Raw genomic sequence first — 14,555 nt, forward strand, 5'->3', positions numbered from 1 at the left:
ATGACCCAATTCACCATCCCCGGCTTTGACCTCGACCAATTCGTCCGCAGCACTTTGGCGGAGGACTTGGGCGAAGGGCTGATCGGCGGTGGGCGCGATGTCACCTCGGAAAGCGTGATCCCCGCCGATGCCCGTTTCGCTGGTGTAATGGACAGCCGCGATGCGATCATCGTAGCCGGCCTGCCCATTGCCGAGGCATTTTTCCGCGCGCTGGAGCCAGAGATCGAGATTGAGTCGCTCGCGCAAGATGGCGATGCGGTGGAGCCGGGCACCGACCTTATGCGGCTATCGGGCAATGCGCGCGGCCTCCTCACCGCAGAACGCAGCGCGCTCAATACGGTCCAGCACCTCTCCGGCATTGCCACCATGGCCCGCGAATATGTGACCGCGATGGATAATCCCGATTGCACCTTGCTCGACACGCGCAAGACCATTCCCGGCCTGCGCCATCTGGAGAAATACGCCACCCGCATGGGCGGGGCGAGCAACCACCGCATGGGCCTGTGGGATGCCGCGATGATCAAGGACAACCATGTCGCCGTCGCAGGCTCTGTCGGCGAAGCCGTGCGCCGCGCGTGGGAGGCCGGGGTGGAGCACATCATCTGCGAGGTTGACCGGCTCGACCAGATCGGCCCGGCCCTGCAAGCGGGCGCGCATCACCTGCTGCTCGACAATATGTCGCCAGAGACCCTGCGCGAGGCGGTGGCGATGATCGATGGCCGCGTGCCGTGCGAGGCATCGGGCGGGATCAACCTCGACACGATCAAGGCAAAGGCCGCCACCGGGGTGCAATTCGTCTCGGTCGGGCGCCTGACACAAAGCGCACCCGCGGCTGACATTGGCCTCGATTTCAAACCGGTATGAAAATTGCGAGAGGGACAAGGCCGTGGCCGATTTGGTTATTTACGCTGGTCACAACAGCGCTCCTCATCCGCACCCTGATTGGAGATCTTAGCGATCTTGTTGTGGCGGAAGTGCGGTATGGGTGGGTCGCCCCAACCTTTGCTTGGGATGACAACGCGCTGATCGTACTCGCTTCAGCGGGGTTCACGATCAAGATGATCCCTGTGGTCTTGATCTGGGCCTTTGCCACAAGACTTGCCCGATGGCTTGTCTTGGCAATGGCGATCATCCCAATACCGTTCGATATTCTGAAAATCGTCGACCGCATCTCGTGGCTTCGGTCTGAGGGGTATGACGAGCAAGTGACGAACCTCCTAGCTGCTGTCGGGATTGGATATGCGGTGCAAGTTGGCTTGATAGTCTTACTGTTCTTGCCGCCCTCAAACCGATGGTTCGCACGCAAAGGAGAGGTCGAGGCGCATGCATTTGAGTAGGCTGCTTGTTATCGCGGCGCTTCTTGTGCCCACAGTTGCACACTCCCAGGCCTATCAATGTCAGATGCCCCGGATCAGCAACGTGCCGCAGGCCTCACCCAATGGGCAGACGCGCAAATTGCCGATCACTGGCTATACTATGGCGCTGAGCTGGTCGCCGGCCTTTTGCCGCACGCGGCAGGACAGTCGCTCGCACTCAACCCAATGCAGCGGCGACAACGGCAGTTTTGGCCTGATCGTCCATGGCCTGTGGCCTGAAAGCGGGCGGACATGGCCGCAATGGTGCCCCACGCAGGGGCGCCTGACGCCCACCGAAACGCGCCGCAATATGTGCATGATGCCCAGCGCCCGGCTGGTCGCGCGGCAATGGGCCAAACACGGCAGCTGCATGACCAAGCGGCCCGACACCTATTTCAAGGTAACCCGGATTTTGTGGGAGAGCCTGCGCATTCCCGACTATGATCGGATCAGCCGCGAGGACGGCCTCACCGCCGGGCGCATTCGCCAGGCGTTCGCCGATGCCAATGGCGGGTGGAGCGCCAGCCAAGTAGGCGTGAAGCTAAACCGGCAAGGCTGGCTGGAAGAAATCCGGTTGTGTTACAATAAACGCTTTCGCCCCGCCCGCTGCACATCCAGCCGTTACGGCGCAAAGGACGGCGTTCGGGCGAAGATCTGGCGCGGGCTTTAGGAATTCTCTCTGCGGAGACGGCGAACAAGGCGTTCTTAATGATTTCCACGTAAGACGCGATGGAACGCTGCCCGGCGGATCGCGCATTGCGACCTGTTGGCGCAGGAATTTCCGAGCCGCATTGGGCAAATTTTGGGCGATCTTATGAGTGTCGGTGAAGTCTTAAGAAAATGGGGTCTGGTGCTGCGCGGCAAACGCTCAGCGACACGTCCTCGGCTAACTTCGCGCTTGCTGATTACAGATTTGGCGATTGCTGTCGTGCTTGTGGCTGGCGCCTCATTCGTGGCTCAATACGGCTTTAACAATCGCGAACTGGTGGCCACGCAAACCTCTCTGGCCGAAGTCGAAGATATCATCAAAGACCAGCGAGCGGCGGCTTTTGAAACTCATGTAGCCGCTTCTGCACTGCGAGAAAGCTGGGACATGTCATCGCGCGAAGGGCAAATTGAGCTGCGCGGTGACCTCAAAGCGGCCAGTGCAGATTTCTCCAAAATGGCAAGTAAGTTGACCGGCGATCCGCGCATCAACTCTGACCCGGACTTTGAAAGCGGGCCAATCGCCATGGAGCAGCTTTCGGTATTGTCTGCAGAAATGCTAGAAGCCAGCCAGGCAGGCGAAAACAGTCAAATCCGGCGCAATATCGCCATTGAGCTGGCCGGCAACTATCGCTTCCTGCTTGGGATCCTGGACAGTGTTGAAGCCAATGCTGGCAAACGGCTCGATGAAAACCAAGTTGAAATCAGAAACCAAACCGAAACTCTCGTCCTCGTTATTTCGATTGGCGTCGGTATTTTGATCATCGCGCTGCTTTTGCGCGTTGCCTTAACTCGGCGTTGGATTGTTAAGCCCGCGAACAATCTCGCGGAGATTACGACCGAATTTGCGAACGGCGATGTGTCTCGTGAAGTGCCTGAAATGCACATTGATGAGCTTCAGAAAATTGGCGATGCACTCGCGGTATTTCGCCGTATGAGCATGGAAGCAGAGGACCTGCGTAAGCAGTCTCACGAAGCCCGATTGCGCGAGCATGAGGCCCATATGGAGCTGGAGCGTAAAGAGCTGGAAACGCAAAAGCGCATTGATGCAGAGCGCCAAACGGCGATCATGGATATGGCGAAGAGGTTCGAAACGTCCGTTTCAAGCGTGGCGCGCGCTGCCAGCAAAGCCACATTAGAGCTCACCGAGACGGCCGAACAGCTTGCCAATGCAGCGACTGATGCTGGCCGCCAAGCGAGCCAAATCTCCGCGACCTCTGGCGAGGCCACACAAAACGTTCGGTTCGTCGCCTCAGCGATTGAAGACCTCTCTTCATTCGTTCGGGAGATCTCTGACCAGGTGAGTAAGCAGACCAGTCTGTCACAGGCGGCCCAGCAGGATTCTGTGTCCAGCGTTTCCTCGGCTCAGACGCTGGAACGGGAGGCGGCAAGTATTGATAACATCGCCAATGTGATCGTTGATCTGGCCGGGCGCACCAATCTGCTGGCGCTCAATGCCTCCATTGAGGCGGCCCGGGCCGGCGAAGCGGGTGCTGGCTTTTCCGTCGTGGCGTCGGAGGTCAAAAGTCTGGCGCAACAATCAAGCCGCTCCGCTTCTGATATTGGCGGCGTACTAAGCTCTGTGAATGGCGAGGTCGAGCACGCTGTGCACTCCATAACCGGCGTTGCAGAATCGCTCGAGCAAATCAGCAAGATTGCCCTGCAAGTGACCAGTGCGATGGGCCAGCATGAGAGCGTCGCGACCAACATATCGAAGCATGCTGCTGAAGCGGCGACCGGGACCGAGCGGGTCAATGCAAAGATTGTCGACCTTGCGGCGAATGCTGAACAGGCTGGCCAGCTCTCTCAAAAGGTAAAGGGCGCAGCCCACGAGCTGGGGCAGCAGGCGCAGGAACTGGACAAGGCCGCCCAGGAATTCGCGCAACTTTTACGAGTGGCATAGCGGACCGTCGATCACGGCTGAAACGCGACGCAGGCTAGCCTCAAGCTGGGCCGTAATGGCTGGCTGGGGGCGGCTGAAGGGGTTTTAGAAACCCTCCCGTCATGACGCACTTAGCTACATGCAGAAGGCTGTGCGTCAGGTTCACCCTTGGCAGCATAAAACTTAGAATACAGTTCGCAAGGAACATCGCCCGTCGGTCGGACCATCTCTAACATCTGGCCGCCACTATCGACAAAGAAGGTCGCTGCTTTCGCGGATCGACCATTAAAATCAGCATTCAAGATAAGTATTCCGTAGGCGCCGCTCCTCGCTGCTTCATGCACATCTAAATCGCTCGCAGCCTCCGCCATCAGCGCTCTAAATTCCGCATCACCCATCTGAGCTTGCGCATCGGTCATTTGCTGTTCGAAGGTCGCAGGATCGTCTGTCAGCTGGGCGGCTTCCGCGATTTTCCCTTGGGCCGCATTCTCTCGCACGCTTACATAGACCGCCTGCATATCATCAGAGGTGGCAAGGGCTTCGGAACCGCAACCTGCTAGCAAGCCTGCGAGACCAGTTATAAGGAGGATGGAATGGCGCATATTGGCAAGTCCCTTCGTTGGAATCGGGCGTATGCTAGAGCCACTGCGTTTGAGCTTTATTAACGGGAAAGCCAATTTTCCGGATCGCAAAGGGCCAGCGATCACTGTGACGCGCTTCAGATCGGGCCGTTACAGCACGAGGGACGAGGCGCGGCAAAATCTAACGGGAAGAGGTCACCGCCGCTCCTGGAAAAACGCGCGCAGCAAGTCCGCCGCCTCTGCCTCGCCCATGCCGGAATAGACCTCTGGCCTATGCAGGCATTGGTCCTGCTCAAACACGCGCGCGCCGTGCTCAACCGCGCCGCCCTTGGGATCGCTCGCGCCGTAATAGACCCGCGCAATCCGGGCATGGCTGATCGCGCCTGCACACATCGCGCAAGGCTCCAGCGTCACATACAAATCGCATGTTCCTAGCCGATCTTGGCCGAGCTTCGTCGCGGCCTCGCGCAAGGCGCGGATCTCTGCATGCCCGGTGGGATCGGGGGGCTCGCGCGTGGCATTGGCCGCGACCGCGATCACTTTGTCACCCTGCATCACAACCGCACCGACCGGCACCTCGCCCGCCTGTGCGGCTTCGTGCGCCGCCTCAAGGGCGCGCATCATCGGTTGCGGAATGGGCCAGCGGGTCATAAGCGGTCGCTATACGGCGCAGCGAATAGGCGCAACTTTGCTTGACGATTCGCATTGTGGAGGCTATCCGCGCGCCTTTCCGGGAACACCCGAACTTTTTAGGCGGCCGAATCACTTGGCCACCTGTCACTGTGAACAGACGAGAGATATCATGTCGCGCATTTGCGAACTGACCGGCAAAGGTCGTTTGACTGGCAACAATGTTAGCCACGCCAATAACAAGACAAAGCGCGTGTTCTTGCCGAACCTGCAGCACGTCACTCTGCTCAGCGAAACGCTGGAGCGGGGCTTTAAATTCCGCGTATCGACCCATGGTCTGCGCTCGGTTGAGCACAATGGCGGGCTCGACAATTGGTTGCTGAAGACCAAGGACGACAAGCTGTCTGCCAATGCACGCAAAGTGAAGCGTGAATTGGTCAAGGCGCAAAAAGCCGCAGCATAAGGCTGGCGAACGGGCCGGATTTACCGGCTGCGTCTTCCCGACGGATTTTAGAAAGGGCGTGCGGGCGAAGGCCTTGCGCGCCTTTTCATTTGTCTGCGGCAGATTCGCTTTCGCCAGACTGCGGGCGGCCCGCGTCGCCTTGCGGTTCATCGGGGGGCCAGGCCAACCTCAGCAGCAAGGTGCGCTGAAACGCGGATACATTGTCATCGGCGATGAGATAGAGCGAGCCTGCCAGCGGGGCGTCTTCATCCTCTGCGTCCTCTACAGAACCGTCGACCTGCGCAGGAGCCGGGTCCGGTACGAACTCTATCCCCTCAAAATTCTCGCCCCAATAGGCGTTGCCAAGTGTCGCCAACACGCCGCCGCCCCACACCTCGCTCTCGGCAATCTCACCGGGGTCAGCGCGCACGAGGCGGGCATAGAACTTTGCTGGGAATGCATATTCTACCCGGCGTTCCAGAATGATCACATCGCCATCCGGCAGCAGAGCAGCATCGACCGGCGAATAGCCAGGGGTGGTGAAGAAGCGGAACTCTATCGCCTCTGCGCCCTCCACCGGATCGCCTAAAAACAGCAGACCGGGGCGATTGGTGCGGCCGTCGCCTTCCGGAGCCTCGCCCAATACAAGAAAGCGGCCATCGCGGAGGCGGACAATGGTCTCAGGCCCGCTGTTGCGTGACCAATTGGCCATTTGCAGCGGCTTTGCGCGCTTGATTGTGCCATCGGGCGCGATCCGCTCGATCACATTACCATGCTCATAGGCGGCCCAGATCGTGCCGGTCTCGGGATCGCGGGTGAAAGCCTCAAGGTCGGCAATGCCGCGCCTCACCGCGCCATAACCAGGTGGGAAATCGAGCACGGTGCCATCAGACACTGGCACGCCACCGACCATCCGCAAATGCATGACGCGGCCGCGGTCACTGCCCGCATAGAGATCGCCATTGCCGAGCAGAATGAGCGCGGAATAGCCGCCGAAATGCGCGTTTTGGGAATCAAGCTGCCACGCACCGGTGATCCTTAGCGGCCCGGTCACACCGGAGCGCTGATCAATGTCGATCACCTCAATCGGTGTGTAGAACGAGGTCGACAGGTCGGTACGCAGCCATGTGCCCGGCGCAAGGCCAAGCACGACCGCTAGAATCAGGATTTTGCGCCCCATTGTGGCTGGATGTCCTTGCCGTTTAAGCCGCTCTATTGCGGGCCGGTAAACAGCAGCGGGTCCAGGCGGGTGTCATGCCATTTCAGGCCCCAGTGCAAATGCGGTCCCGTCGCACGCCCGGTGGCGCCAACATTGCCGATATATTCGCCTTGCTTGACCGTCTGCCCCTCCCGCACGGCGATTTTCGAAGCATGCAGAAACGCGCTGTTGAGCCCTGCGCCGTGGTCTATGATGATCAGGCCGCCCTCGAGGCTAAAGCCAGTGCGCGCCAGAACCACAACGCCATCGGCGGGGGAGACGAACGGCACACCATTACCGGGCGCAATATCGATCCCGGAGTGATAGCTGCCCGGCTCACCGCGATAGATCCGCTGACGCCCGAACAGGCCCGAAATCCGCCCTTTCACCGGCCAGATAAAGTCCTGCTTCCACCCTTCAGCGCCGGTTACCTTCTCCCGCGCCGCCTTGATCGCCAGCCATTCCGGCTCACGCTTTTTCCACCATGCCTCGCTCGATCGGCCAGTGCCGCGCGCCACATTGACGCGCTGGATGTTCCATTCGCGCGGGGAAATGGCCAGCGTTTCGGTGACAATCTCGCCGTTCTCCAACGTCACGGACAAAGTCAGACTGCCGGGGCTGTCGCGGTCAAAGGCGGCGAAGAAATTACCGCTGCCTGCGCCAATGCTGAGCGTTTGATCACCCAAACTCGCCGACACCGTCCCGCGCGGCACACGCCCGCGAATATATCCGCCTTGGGTAAGCTCACCCGAAAAACTCAGTTGCGGCTTGGTCTTCGCCAGAACCGAAGCGGGCGCAGTGCCGATCCGCTCTGTCGCCGGTTTCGGCTGCGGCCGTGCGTCTTCGATGGTCGCGGTGTAGGCTGGCTGCGTTTGAGCAGGGTCAGCCGTAGCCGATTCCGGCGTGCTCGCCTCCCCCGAGGCGCAGCCGAGCAGGCCAAGCACCACAGCAAGGCCAGCGCCGCGCAGACTGCCCAGCAACGCGATCATATCTCGCCTAGCAAACGCTTGGTTGAAATCTCGCAGGTTGCATAGGCCTCTTGCCGATCCGCGCTCCAATAGCGCAGCTCTTCCAGCGGGATAACCTCGCCGCTGACCGCGCACAGCACGTGCTGGCCCGGTCTCAGAACCCGAAAGGTGGAGGGGCCATAATGGAGTTTTGCGGCTTTATCGCCCGATGACATCAACATGGTTTTTTCTCTAGCATGGCGAGTTAATCAAACAAATCCGTTTGCGCCGCGTTGCCGGGTTTAGGCGGTTTCGCGCGCCGTTTCGCTGGCCTAGGCGCAGGCGTGGACGGTGCAGGCGGCTGCTCAGGTGGCGGTGCAGACTGCGCAGAGGTGCCAGCTTCACCGCCTGCTATCACCTCTAGCTCGCCGTCCTTGAATTGAAGCTTAAGCGCAGATTCCTGCTGCGCCTGCGCCTTACCGGTCAGCGCGCGGCCTGCGCCATCGCGCACAATGGCATAGCCGCGCTCCAGCGGTTTTTCCGGGTGAAACTGGCTTGCGAGCCGCGCCAGCGCATCCAGCGTCTCGCGCTTTCGCACCAATGGCTGCTCCACCAAGGCCGGCACCAGCCGCACTTGATCGAGCCTCCGCCGCGCATCCTGCGCTCCGCGCCGCAATATCGCAGGCGATAGCCGCGCCGAGACCCCGGCCAGCGCCTCGCGCCCCTGCCCCGCGCTCATCGTCAGGCCGCGCCGCAGACGTTCGGCCAAATCATCGAGCCGCTGGGTCTGCGGCTGAAGCAGGTTTTCCGGCAGAGGCAGGCGCTGAACGCGCGCCTCCAGCCGTTCGCGCCCTAGCTCCACCGGGCGGTGCACCGCGCGGCGTTGACGAGTGGCAAAGTCAGACAATGTCGCGGCGAGGTCCGCCCGCACCGGCACGGCCATTTCCGCCGCTGCCGTGGGCGTGGGCGCGCGGCGATCCGCCGCATAATCCACCAATGTCGTATCGGTCTCGTGCCCGACCGCCGAAATCACCGGGATCGTCGAGTCCGCAACCGCACGCACCACCTCTTCCTCGTTAAAGCCCCATAGGTCTTCGATCGAGCCGCCACCGCGCGCGACAATCAGCAGGTCCGGGCGCGGTGTCGGTCCGCCGGGACCCATTTCGGAAAAGCCCCGGATGGCATTTGCCACTTGCGATGCAGACCCCTGCCCCTGAACCAGCACCGGCCAGACCAGCACGTGGCTGGGGAAACGATCCGCCAGGCGGTGCAGAATATCGCGGATCACAGAGCCGGTGGGCGACGTCACCACGCCAATCACGCGCGGCAGATAGGGCAAAGCCCGCTTGCGCTCGCTGGCAAACAGGCCCTCTGCCGCCAGTTTCGCACGCGTCTTTTCTAGCAGAGCCAGCAGTGCGCCCTCGCCCGCCAGCTCCAGATTGTCGATCACGATCTGATATTTTGAGCGGCCCGGATAGGTCGTCAACTTGCCGCTCGCGATCACATCCAGCCCGTCTTCCGGGTTAAACGCCAGCTTCGACGTGTTGCCGCGCCACATCACCCCGTCGATCACGGCCTTTTCGTCTTTCAGCGCACAGTACATATGGCCCGAGGCGGCGCGCTTTACGCCCGACATTTCGCCGCGCAGCCGGACATAGCCAAAGCGATCCTCGACCGTGCGCTTCAGCAGACCAGAAATCTCGGTGATCGACAGCGGCTGAGCGTTGTCGCCCTCCCGCTCTCGCGCTACGAGATTGGCCTGTTTGTCACTATCAATCGGCGGGGAAGCCATGAATATCCTTTTACTTGGGTCGGGCGGGCGCGAACATGCGTTAGCGTGGAAGCTGGCGCAATCCCCGTCATGCACAAAGCTATACGCTGCCCCCGGCAATCCCGGCATTGGCGAGGAAGCAGAGCTGGTCACTTTGGATGCCAGTGACCATCTGGCGGTCGCGGCGTTCTGCGCGGAAAAGGCGATTGATCTGGTGGTGATCGGGCCAGAGGCCCCGCTGGTGGATGGCCTGGCCGATAGCCTGCGCGAAGGCGGTACCGCCGTATTCGGCCCCTCTGCCGCCGCGGCTCAGCTGGAAGGCAGCAAGGGCTTTACCAAGGAGCTGTGCGACCGCGCGAATATCCCCACCGCTGGCTATGTCCGCACGACCTCGCTCGACGAAGCCGAAGCTGCGCTGGCCAAATTTGACGCACCTTACGTGCTGAAGGCCGACGGGCTGGCGGCGGGCAAGGGCGTGGTGATCGCCGAAACCCGTGAAGAGGCAGAGGCGGCGCTGGCAGATATGTTCGGCGGACGCTTTGGCGCGGCGGGCGCAGAGGTGGTGATCGAGGAGTTTATGCGCGGGGAGGAGGCAAGCTTCTTCGCAATCACCGATGGCACCGCGATCCTGCCATTTGGCACCGCACAAGATCACAAGCGCGTGGGCGAAGGTGACACCGGGCCAAACACTGGCGGCATGGGCGCTTATTCGCCGGCCCCCGTGCTGACGTCAGAGCTTCAATCCCGCGTGATGGACGAGATCATCACACCGACGGTTGAGACCATGCGCGCGGAAGGCATGCCCTATTCCGGCGTGCTTTATGCCGGCCTGATGCTGACCGAGGCAGGGCCAAAGTTGATCGAATACAATTGCCGCTTTGGCGATCCGGAATGCCAGGTGCTGATGACGCGGCTGATCAGCGATTTGGCCGAGATCATGCTGGCCTGCGCCAAGGGAGAACTCGCCGGATGCGAGGCAAATTTCTCGCCCGCCACGGCGATGACCGTAGTGATGGCAGCCAAGGGCTATCCCGGCACCCCGGAAAAGGGCGGGCGGATCGATCTGGGCCTGGCAGAGGCACTGCGCGATGGCGGCGCGGCCAAGGTGTTCCACGCTGGCACCGCGATGGTCGATGGGCAATTGGCGGCAAATGGCGGCCGCGTGCTCAACGTTACCGCCAAGGGCATGAGCGCCACCGAGGCCCAGAAAACCGCCTATGGCGCAGTTGATGCACTGGATTTCAAGAGCGGTTTTTGCCGGAGGGATATTGGCCATAGGGAAGTGGCGCGCGAGGTTGAGCGAGAGGCGGGCTGAGGCACCGGTTCTCCTACTTAGAGAGCGCTTGCTAGGAAGCGGGCGCTCTTTCACATCGTCAGACCCCAGCAGCTCTTGATCGATAAATCCGATTATACGCGCCTGCATTAATCGAATGCACTTTCGGCCCTAGACTGTGTTCCAACCGTTCCAAGCGTGCTTCAGCAGCGGTGAATGGAGTGAGGCTTACCAATTGTGCTAGCATGAACCAGCTCGAACCCGTCAGGGTTCGCAAGGGCGACTGCCCGCCCGCAGCGACGCGGCCGTTAGGCCGCATGAGCGAGGAAACCGCAGGTCCGGATGGACCTGCGCAACATCAAAGCCTCTCTGCCATCATCGCCTTCATGTCTGCTTCGAGACGCGGGCCATAGTGAGAGATCACCTCAGCCGCGGTGATCGCACCGCGCCTCAGACAGCGCGTCAGCGGCTCTCCCTTTGCGTAACCAGAGAGGAAGCCCGCCGCGAATTGATCGCCTGCCCCAGTGGTATCAACGACCTTGTCGACCGGCTCAGCGGCAACCTCGGCCCGCTCACCGTGGGCAACGGCAATTGCGCCGTGCTCACCCCGGGTGGCGACCAGCACAGGCACCTTGCCAGCCACCGCCGCCACACCTGCTTCAAAGTCATCCTCACCCGTCAGCGTTGCAAGCTCGCTTTCGTTGACGAACAGTATGTCGATCAGGCCAGCATCAATCATCTCGCGGAAATCGTCGCCATGGCGATCAATTACAAAGCTCTCACTTGCCGTAAAGGCGATCGTGCGGCCCGCTGCGCGCGCGACCTCGATGGCGCGACGCATGGCGCGGCGCGGCTCCTCTGGATCCCACAGATAACCTTCAAGATAGAGGATCGCACCGCTGGTAATCAGCTCTTCGTCAAGGGCGGCGGCAGGCAGGAATTGGCCCGCACCAAGGAAGGTATTCATCGTGCGTTCGCCGTCTGGCGTCACGAAGATAAGGCAGCGCCCGGTTGCAGGCTCACTGCTGCGCGCAGGGGTATCAAAATCGATGCCAGTCGCGCGCATATCATGGCGAAACACCTTACCCAGCTGATCATCCGCCACCTGGCCAATAAACGCACATTGCATGCCGAGCGTTGAGAGACCTGCGAGCGTATTCGCAGCCGAACCACCAGACATCTCTCGCGCTGGTGGCATCGCCCTATAAAGCTCCTCTGCGCGTGGTTCGTCGAGCAGCATCATGCCGCCGCGATTAAGATCAAGCTCTTCAATCAGTTCGTCTTCGCAGGCAGCGATCACGTCCACCAAAGCGTTCCCAATGGCGATAACATCATAGCGCGGCTCGTTTACGGGTTCTGACACAGCAAAGTCCTGTTTGGCTAAAAGTCTGAATTGCGCCGCAGCGCCTAGCCCGCCTGAGGGCGCAGGCCAAGTGTTACCGGACGACCTTTGCTGAGTGCCGAGTTTGACTTGCGCGCATGGTTCTCGCAACGGTGACACTATGGAAGCGGTCATCACGGCATTGGCGAAGGCATTTGCACAGCTGACTGACCGGGCTGTGCTGAAGGTACTGGCCAAATCGCTGCTGATCACTTTGGCGATCTTCGCCGTGCTTGGCACGGGCATGTGGTTCGTGATTGCGACCATGGTGGAGCGCTGGATCGCGCCCTACAACAGCGCGGATTATACTAGTACAATCACGGCAGGGGTGACGGTGGTGATTACGCTGCTGATGGGTTGGTTGCTGTTTCGCGTGGTGGCCCTCGCCGTGCTGCAGTTCTTCGCCGATGAAATCGTGCGCGCGGTTGAGCAGCGCTACTATCCGGAGGCCGCCAGCACCGCGCGCGACCTGCCGTTTCGCGAAGACCTCAGCAACAGCCTGCGCGGTATCGGCCGGGCCGTGGGCTTCAACCTGCTGGCTCTGCCCGTCGCGATCATCCTGTTGTTCACAGCCATTGGCCCCGCCTTGGTTTTCCTAATCGTCAACGCAGTGCTATTGGGGCGCGAACTCACTGATATGGCGTGGCTTCGGCATCGCCGGCCGGATGATACCGGCACCCCAGTGAGTGCGCTTCAGCGATTGGCGCTGGGCGGGGTGATTGCGGGATTGATGCTGGTGCCTTTTGCAAATCTGCTTGCCCCGATCTTGGGCGCCGCTGCGGGCACGCATTTGACCCACCATGCACGCGGCCGCTTGGCCCGCGATCAAAGGGGCCGCGGCGATGCGTAAAGAGATTGGCCTGGCGGCAACGTTGCTGCTTGGCGCCTGCGCCAGCACCTCAGGCGGCGGCTCCACTCAAAGCCCTGGCGTGCCCCGCACTGGCCCGCTGACCACCACCGTGCGCGGTGAAGACCTACCCGCGGGCGGCGGGTTCAGACCTCCGACAGTGCAAAATGCCGGGGGTCTGGGCGGCGTAATTGGGGCGCGCGCAGAGCAGCTCACCGCCAGCTTTGGCGATGCCCGTATTGACTTGGTCGAGGGGGACGCGCGCAAGCTGCAATTCGCAGGCGAGGGCTGCGTACTCGATGTCTTCCTCTATCCGCTGGAGCCGGGCCAAACACCGACCGCGACCTATGTCGAGGCGCGCAATCCACAGGGCGGCACCAGCGTGGATGAGGCAAGCTGCGTGCGCGATTTGGCCCGCCGCTAAAGCGCACTCAACTGCGGCCTCGCAAGCAATGGTAACCCGGCTTTAAGCACTTTTGCGCTAAACCTGCGGGCAATTGCGAAGGGACTTTGACACGCCATGACAACCCAATTTGCCGATCTCGCCCGCCGTGCCAGCGAAGACGGGCACATCTCCGCTGAAGAATTGCTCTCTTTGCGCCAACTCGGCTGGGGCGATGGGATTATCCACCGCGCAGAAGCAGAAGCGATTTTCGCGATCAACAATGCGCTCGAGAACTCTGGCCCGGAATGGACAGACTTCTTTGTCGAGGCGATTGGCGAATTTGTCCTCAATGGCACCGATCCGCGCCTGATGTGCGATGAAGACGAAGCCAAATGGCTGATCGCTCAGATCGATCACGACGGCAAAGTGGACAGCATGGCCGAACTCGAAGCGATCGTTCGCATCATAGAGCGTGCGCAAAACGTGCCAGACACTCTCAAGCATTACGCGCTGAAACAGGTTGAAAACGAAGTGCTGACCGGCACCGGCCCTACCCGCGATGGCGGCGAATTGTCGGATACCCATATCAGCGCGGCGGAATGCAAGATCCTGCGCCGCCTGATCTTTGCCAGCGGCGGGCACGGCACAGCAGCCGTCACCCGGTTCGACGCAGAAATGCTGTTCCGCCTGAAAGACGCGACCAAAGACGATGCGAATGCGCCGGAATGGGCCGATCTGTTCGTCGATGGCATCGCAAACTACCTTAAGGGCTTTCACCTCGCCCATGCTCAGATCAGCCATGAGCGCGCCAAAGAGTTGGGAGCATACATCGCCGACACGCAAACCGATGTGAAAGGCCACATGTCTGGCTTGGCTTTGCGAAAGGACGATGCAGCAACTGGCCTCAACGCTCTTGCTGGTGTGATGCTAGGCTTACGCACTAATGGAGGGGAAGTATCCGAGTACGCAGGCGCGAAAATAAACGCACGCCTCGAAGAAGGCAAAGAGTTTACCTCAAAAGAAAAGGCTTGGCTTGAGGCAATGGTCGATGCAGACGGCGAATTGGATGCACTTGAACAAGCTCTGATCAAACGCCTCAGCGAAGAGGGCTGAACGCCCAGCTCTGCGGGAAGCTCAGGCAAGCTACTTTTGCAGCCG

16 protein-coding genes are annotated in these 14,555 nt (G+C 60.8%); 9 read left to right on the forward strand and 7 right to left on the reverse strand.

The features are described from left to right. From nadC to AC0V6O_RS15100, 4 genes are all read left to right on the forward strand, one after another. Complete coding sequence (gene nadC / locus AC0V6O_RS15085; RefSeq protein WP_486145320.1) at positions 1-864, forward strand: carboxylating nicotinate-nucleotide diphosphorylase; 864 nt, start codon at positions 1-3, stop codon at positions 862-864. Further along, the gene (locus tag AC0V6O_RS15090; RefSeq protein WP_486145322.1) at positions 861-1,337 is read left to right on the forward strand and encodes a hypothetical protein; all 477 of its coding nucleotides are present in this window, start codon (positions 861-863) and stop codon (positions 1,335-1,337) included. The genes nadC and AC0V6O_RS15090 overlap by 4 nt, the downstream gene beginning before the upstream one ends. A gap of 64 nt (positions 1,338-1,401) precedes the next feature. Next, a complete protein-coding gene (locus AC0V6O_RS15095; protein WP_486145324.1) occupies positions 1,402-2,025 on the forward strand; it encodes a ribonuclease T2 family protein in 624 nt (207 codons plus the stop codon). 144 nt (positions 2,026-2,169) lie between these two features. Continuing rightward, positions 2,170-3,963 (forward strand): methyl-accepting chemotaxis protein, encoded by a 1,794-nt coding sequence (locus AC0V6O_RS15100; RefSeq protein WP_486145326.1) that lies wholly within the window; start codon positions 2,170-2,172, stop codon positions 3,961-3,963. Between the two features lie 110 nt (positions 3,964-4,073). Here the strand turns inward: AC0V6O_RS15100 and AC0V6O_RS15105 are convergent, their stop codons facing one another. Next, positions 4,074-4,544 carry a VIT1/CCC1 transporter family protein gene (locus AC0V6O_RS15105; RefSeq protein ID WP_486145328.1) on the reverse strand — a complete coding sequence of 157 codons (471 nt, stop codon included), beginning with the start codon at positions 4,542-4,544 and terminating at the stop codon, positions 4,074-4,076. A 174-nt stretch (positions 4,545-4,718) separates the two neighbouring features. Continuing rightward, positions 4,719-5,174: a nucleoside deaminase gene (locus AC0V6O_RS15110; RefSeq protein WP_486145330.1), complete on the reverse strand. Its 456-nt coding sequence runs from the start codon at positions 5,172-5,174 to the stop codon at positions 4,719-4,721. A 151-nt stretch (positions 5,175-5,325) separates the two neighbouring features. Between AC0V6O_RS15110 and rpmB the strand changes: the two genes are divergently transcribed. Then, positions 5,326-5,616 carry a 50S ribosomal protein L28 gene (gene rpmB, locus AC0V6O_RS15115; RefSeq protein WP_472640163.1) on the forward strand — a complete coding sequence of 97 codons (291 nt, stop codon included), beginning with the start codon at positions 5,326-5,328 and terminating at the stop codon, positions 5,614-5,616. A gap of 85 nt (positions 5,617-5,701) precedes the next feature. On the opposite strand, the gene AC0V6O_RS15120 is transcribed toward rpmB, so the two are convergent. The 4 genes from AC0V6O_RS15120 to xseA are packed head-to-tail and all read right to left on the reverse strand — an operon-like array spanning position 5,702 to position 9,532. Next, positions 5,702-6,775: an esterase-like activity of phytase family protein gene (locus AC0V6O_RS15120; protein ID WP_486145332.1), complete on the reverse strand. Its 1,074-nt coding sequence runs from the start codon at positions 6,773-6,775 to the stop codon at positions 5,702-5,704. A gap of 32 nt (positions 6,776-6,807) precedes the next feature. Next, positions 6,808-7,782, reverse strand: a complete 975-nt coding sequence (locus AC0V6O_RS15125) for a M23 family metallopeptidase (protein WP_486145334.1) — start codon at positions 7,780-7,782, stop codon at positions 6,808-6,810. Then, positions 7,779-7,982, reverse strand: coding sequence for a DUF2093 domain-containing protein (locus AC0V6O_RS15130; protein ID WP_472640166.1), 204 nt, complete (start codon positions 7,980-7,982; stop codon positions 7,779-7,781). The genes AC0V6O_RS15125 and AC0V6O_RS15130 overlap by 4 nt, the downstream gene beginning before the upstream one ends. Before the next feature lie 23 nt (positions 7,983-8,005). Then, positions 8,006-9,532, reverse strand: coding sequence for an exodeoxyribonuclease VII large subunit (xseA, locus tag AC0V6O_RS15135; protein ID WP_486145337.1), 1,527 nt, complete (start codon positions 9,530-9,532; stop codon positions 8,006-8,008). Between xseA and purD the strand changes: the two genes are divergently transcribed. Then, the gene (gene purD, locus AC0V6O_RS15140; protein WP_486145339.1) at positions 9,531-10,826 is read left to right on the forward strand and encodes a phosphoribosylamine--glycine ligase; all 1,296 of its coding nucleotides are present in this window, start codon (positions 9,531-9,533) and stop codon (positions 10,824-10,826) included. The two genes, xseA and purD, sit on opposite strands and share 2 nt — an antisense overlap. A 316-nt stretch (positions 10,827-11,142) precedes the next feature. Here the strand turns inward: purD and AC0V6O_RS15145 are convergent, their stop codons facing one another. Then, positions 11,143-12,147: an adenosine kinase gene (locus tag AC0V6O_RS15145; RefSeq protein ID WP_486145341.1), complete on the reverse strand. Its 1,005-nt coding sequence runs from the start codon at positions 12,145-12,147 to the stop codon at positions 11,143-11,145. Between the two features lie 139 nt (positions 12,148-12,286). On the opposite strand from AC0V6O_RS15145, the gene AC0V6O_RS15150 reads away from it, so the two are divergent. From AC0V6O_RS15150 to AC0V6O_RS15160, 3 genes are all read left to right on the forward strand, one after another. Further along, a complete protein-coding gene (locus tag AC0V6O_RS15150; RefSeq protein WP_486145343.1) occupies positions 12,287-13,015 on the forward strand; it encodes an EI24 domain-containing protein in 729 nt (242 codons plus the stop codon). Continuing rightward, positions 13,008-13,436 (forward strand): hypothetical protein, encoded by a 429-nt coding sequence (locus AC0V6O_RS15155; RefSeq protein WP_486145345.1) that lies wholly within the window; start codon positions 13,008-13,010, stop codon positions 13,434-13,436. Before AC0V6O_RS15150 ends, AC0V6O_RS15155 begins: the two co-directional genes overlap by 8 nt. 96 nt (positions 13,437-13,532) lie before the next feature. Further along, positions 13,533-14,510, forward strand: a complete 978-nt coding sequence (locus tag AC0V6O_RS15160) for a hypothetical protein (protein ID WP_486145347.1) — start codon at positions 13,533-13,535, stop codon at positions 14,508-14,510. Positions 14,511-14,555 lie beyond the last annotated feature (45 nt).

The organism is Erythrobacter sp. JB2-19 (assembly GCF_057365005.1).

Excerpts from the sequence above, each read along its gene's own strand:
- AC0V6O_RS15120 (WP_486145332.1), bottom strand. The coding sequence starts at position 6,775 with ATGGGGCGCAAAATCCTGATTCTAGCGGTCGTGCTTGGCCTTGCGCCG.
- AC0V6O_RS15100 (WP_486145326.1), top strand. The coding sequence starts at position 2,170 with ATGAGTGTCGGTGAAGTCTTAAGAAAATGGGGTCTGGTGCTGCGCGGC.
- AC0V6O_RS15160 (WP_486145347.1), top strand. The coding sequence starts at position 13,533 with ATGACAACCCAATTTGCCGATCTCGCCCGCCGTGCCAGCGAAGACGGG.
- AC0V6O_RS15105 (WP_486145328.1), bottom strand. The coding sequence starts at position 4,544 with ATGCGCCATTCCATCCTCCTTATAACTGGTCTCGCAGGCTTGCTAGCA.
- nadC (WP_486145320.1), top strand. The coding sequence starts at position 1 with ATGACCCAATTCACCATCCCCGGCTTTGACCTCGACCAATTCGTCCGC.
- purD (WP_486145339.1), top strand. The coding sequence starts at position 9,531 with ATGAATATCCTTTTACTTGGGTCGGGCGGGCGCGAACATGCGTTAGCG.
- xseA (WP_486145337.1), bottom strand. The coding sequence starts at position 9,532 with ATGGCTTCCCCGCCGATTGATAGTGACAAACAGGCCAATCTCGTAGCG.
- AC0V6O_RS15130 (WP_472640166.1), bottom strand. The coding sequence starts at position 7,982 with ATGTTGATGTCATCGGGCGATAAAGCCGCAAAACTCCATTATGGCCCC.
- rpmB (WP_472640163.1), top strand. The coding sequence starts at position 5,326 with ATGTCGCGCATTTGCGAACTGACCGGCAAAGGTCGTTTGACTGGCAAC.
- AC0V6O_RS15125 (WP_486145334.1), bottom strand. The coding sequence starts at position 7,782 with ATGATCGCGTTGCTGGGCAGTCTGCGCGGCGCTGGCCTTGCTGTGGTG.
- AC0V6O_RS15155 (WP_486145345.1), top strand. The coding sequence starts at position 13,008 with ATGCGTAAAGAGATTGGCCTGGCGGCAACGTTGCTGCTTGGCGCCTGC.
- AC0V6O_RS15090 (WP_486145322.1), top strand. The coding sequence starts at position 861 with ATGAAAATTGCGAGAGGGACAAGGCCGTGGCCGATTTGGTTATTTACG.
- AC0V6O_RS15110 (WP_486145330.1), bottom strand. The coding sequence starts at position 5,174 with ATGACCCGCTGGCCCATTCCGCAACCGATGATGCGCGCCCTTGAGGCG.
- AC0V6O_RS15095 (WP_486145324.1), top strand. The coding sequence starts at position 1,402 with ATGCCCCGGATCAGCAACGTGCCGCAGGCCTCACCCAATGGGCAGACG.
- AC0V6O_RS15150 (WP_486145343.1), top strand. The coding sequence starts at position 12,287 with ATGGAAGCGGTCATCACGGCATTGGCGAAGGCATTTGCACAGCTGACT.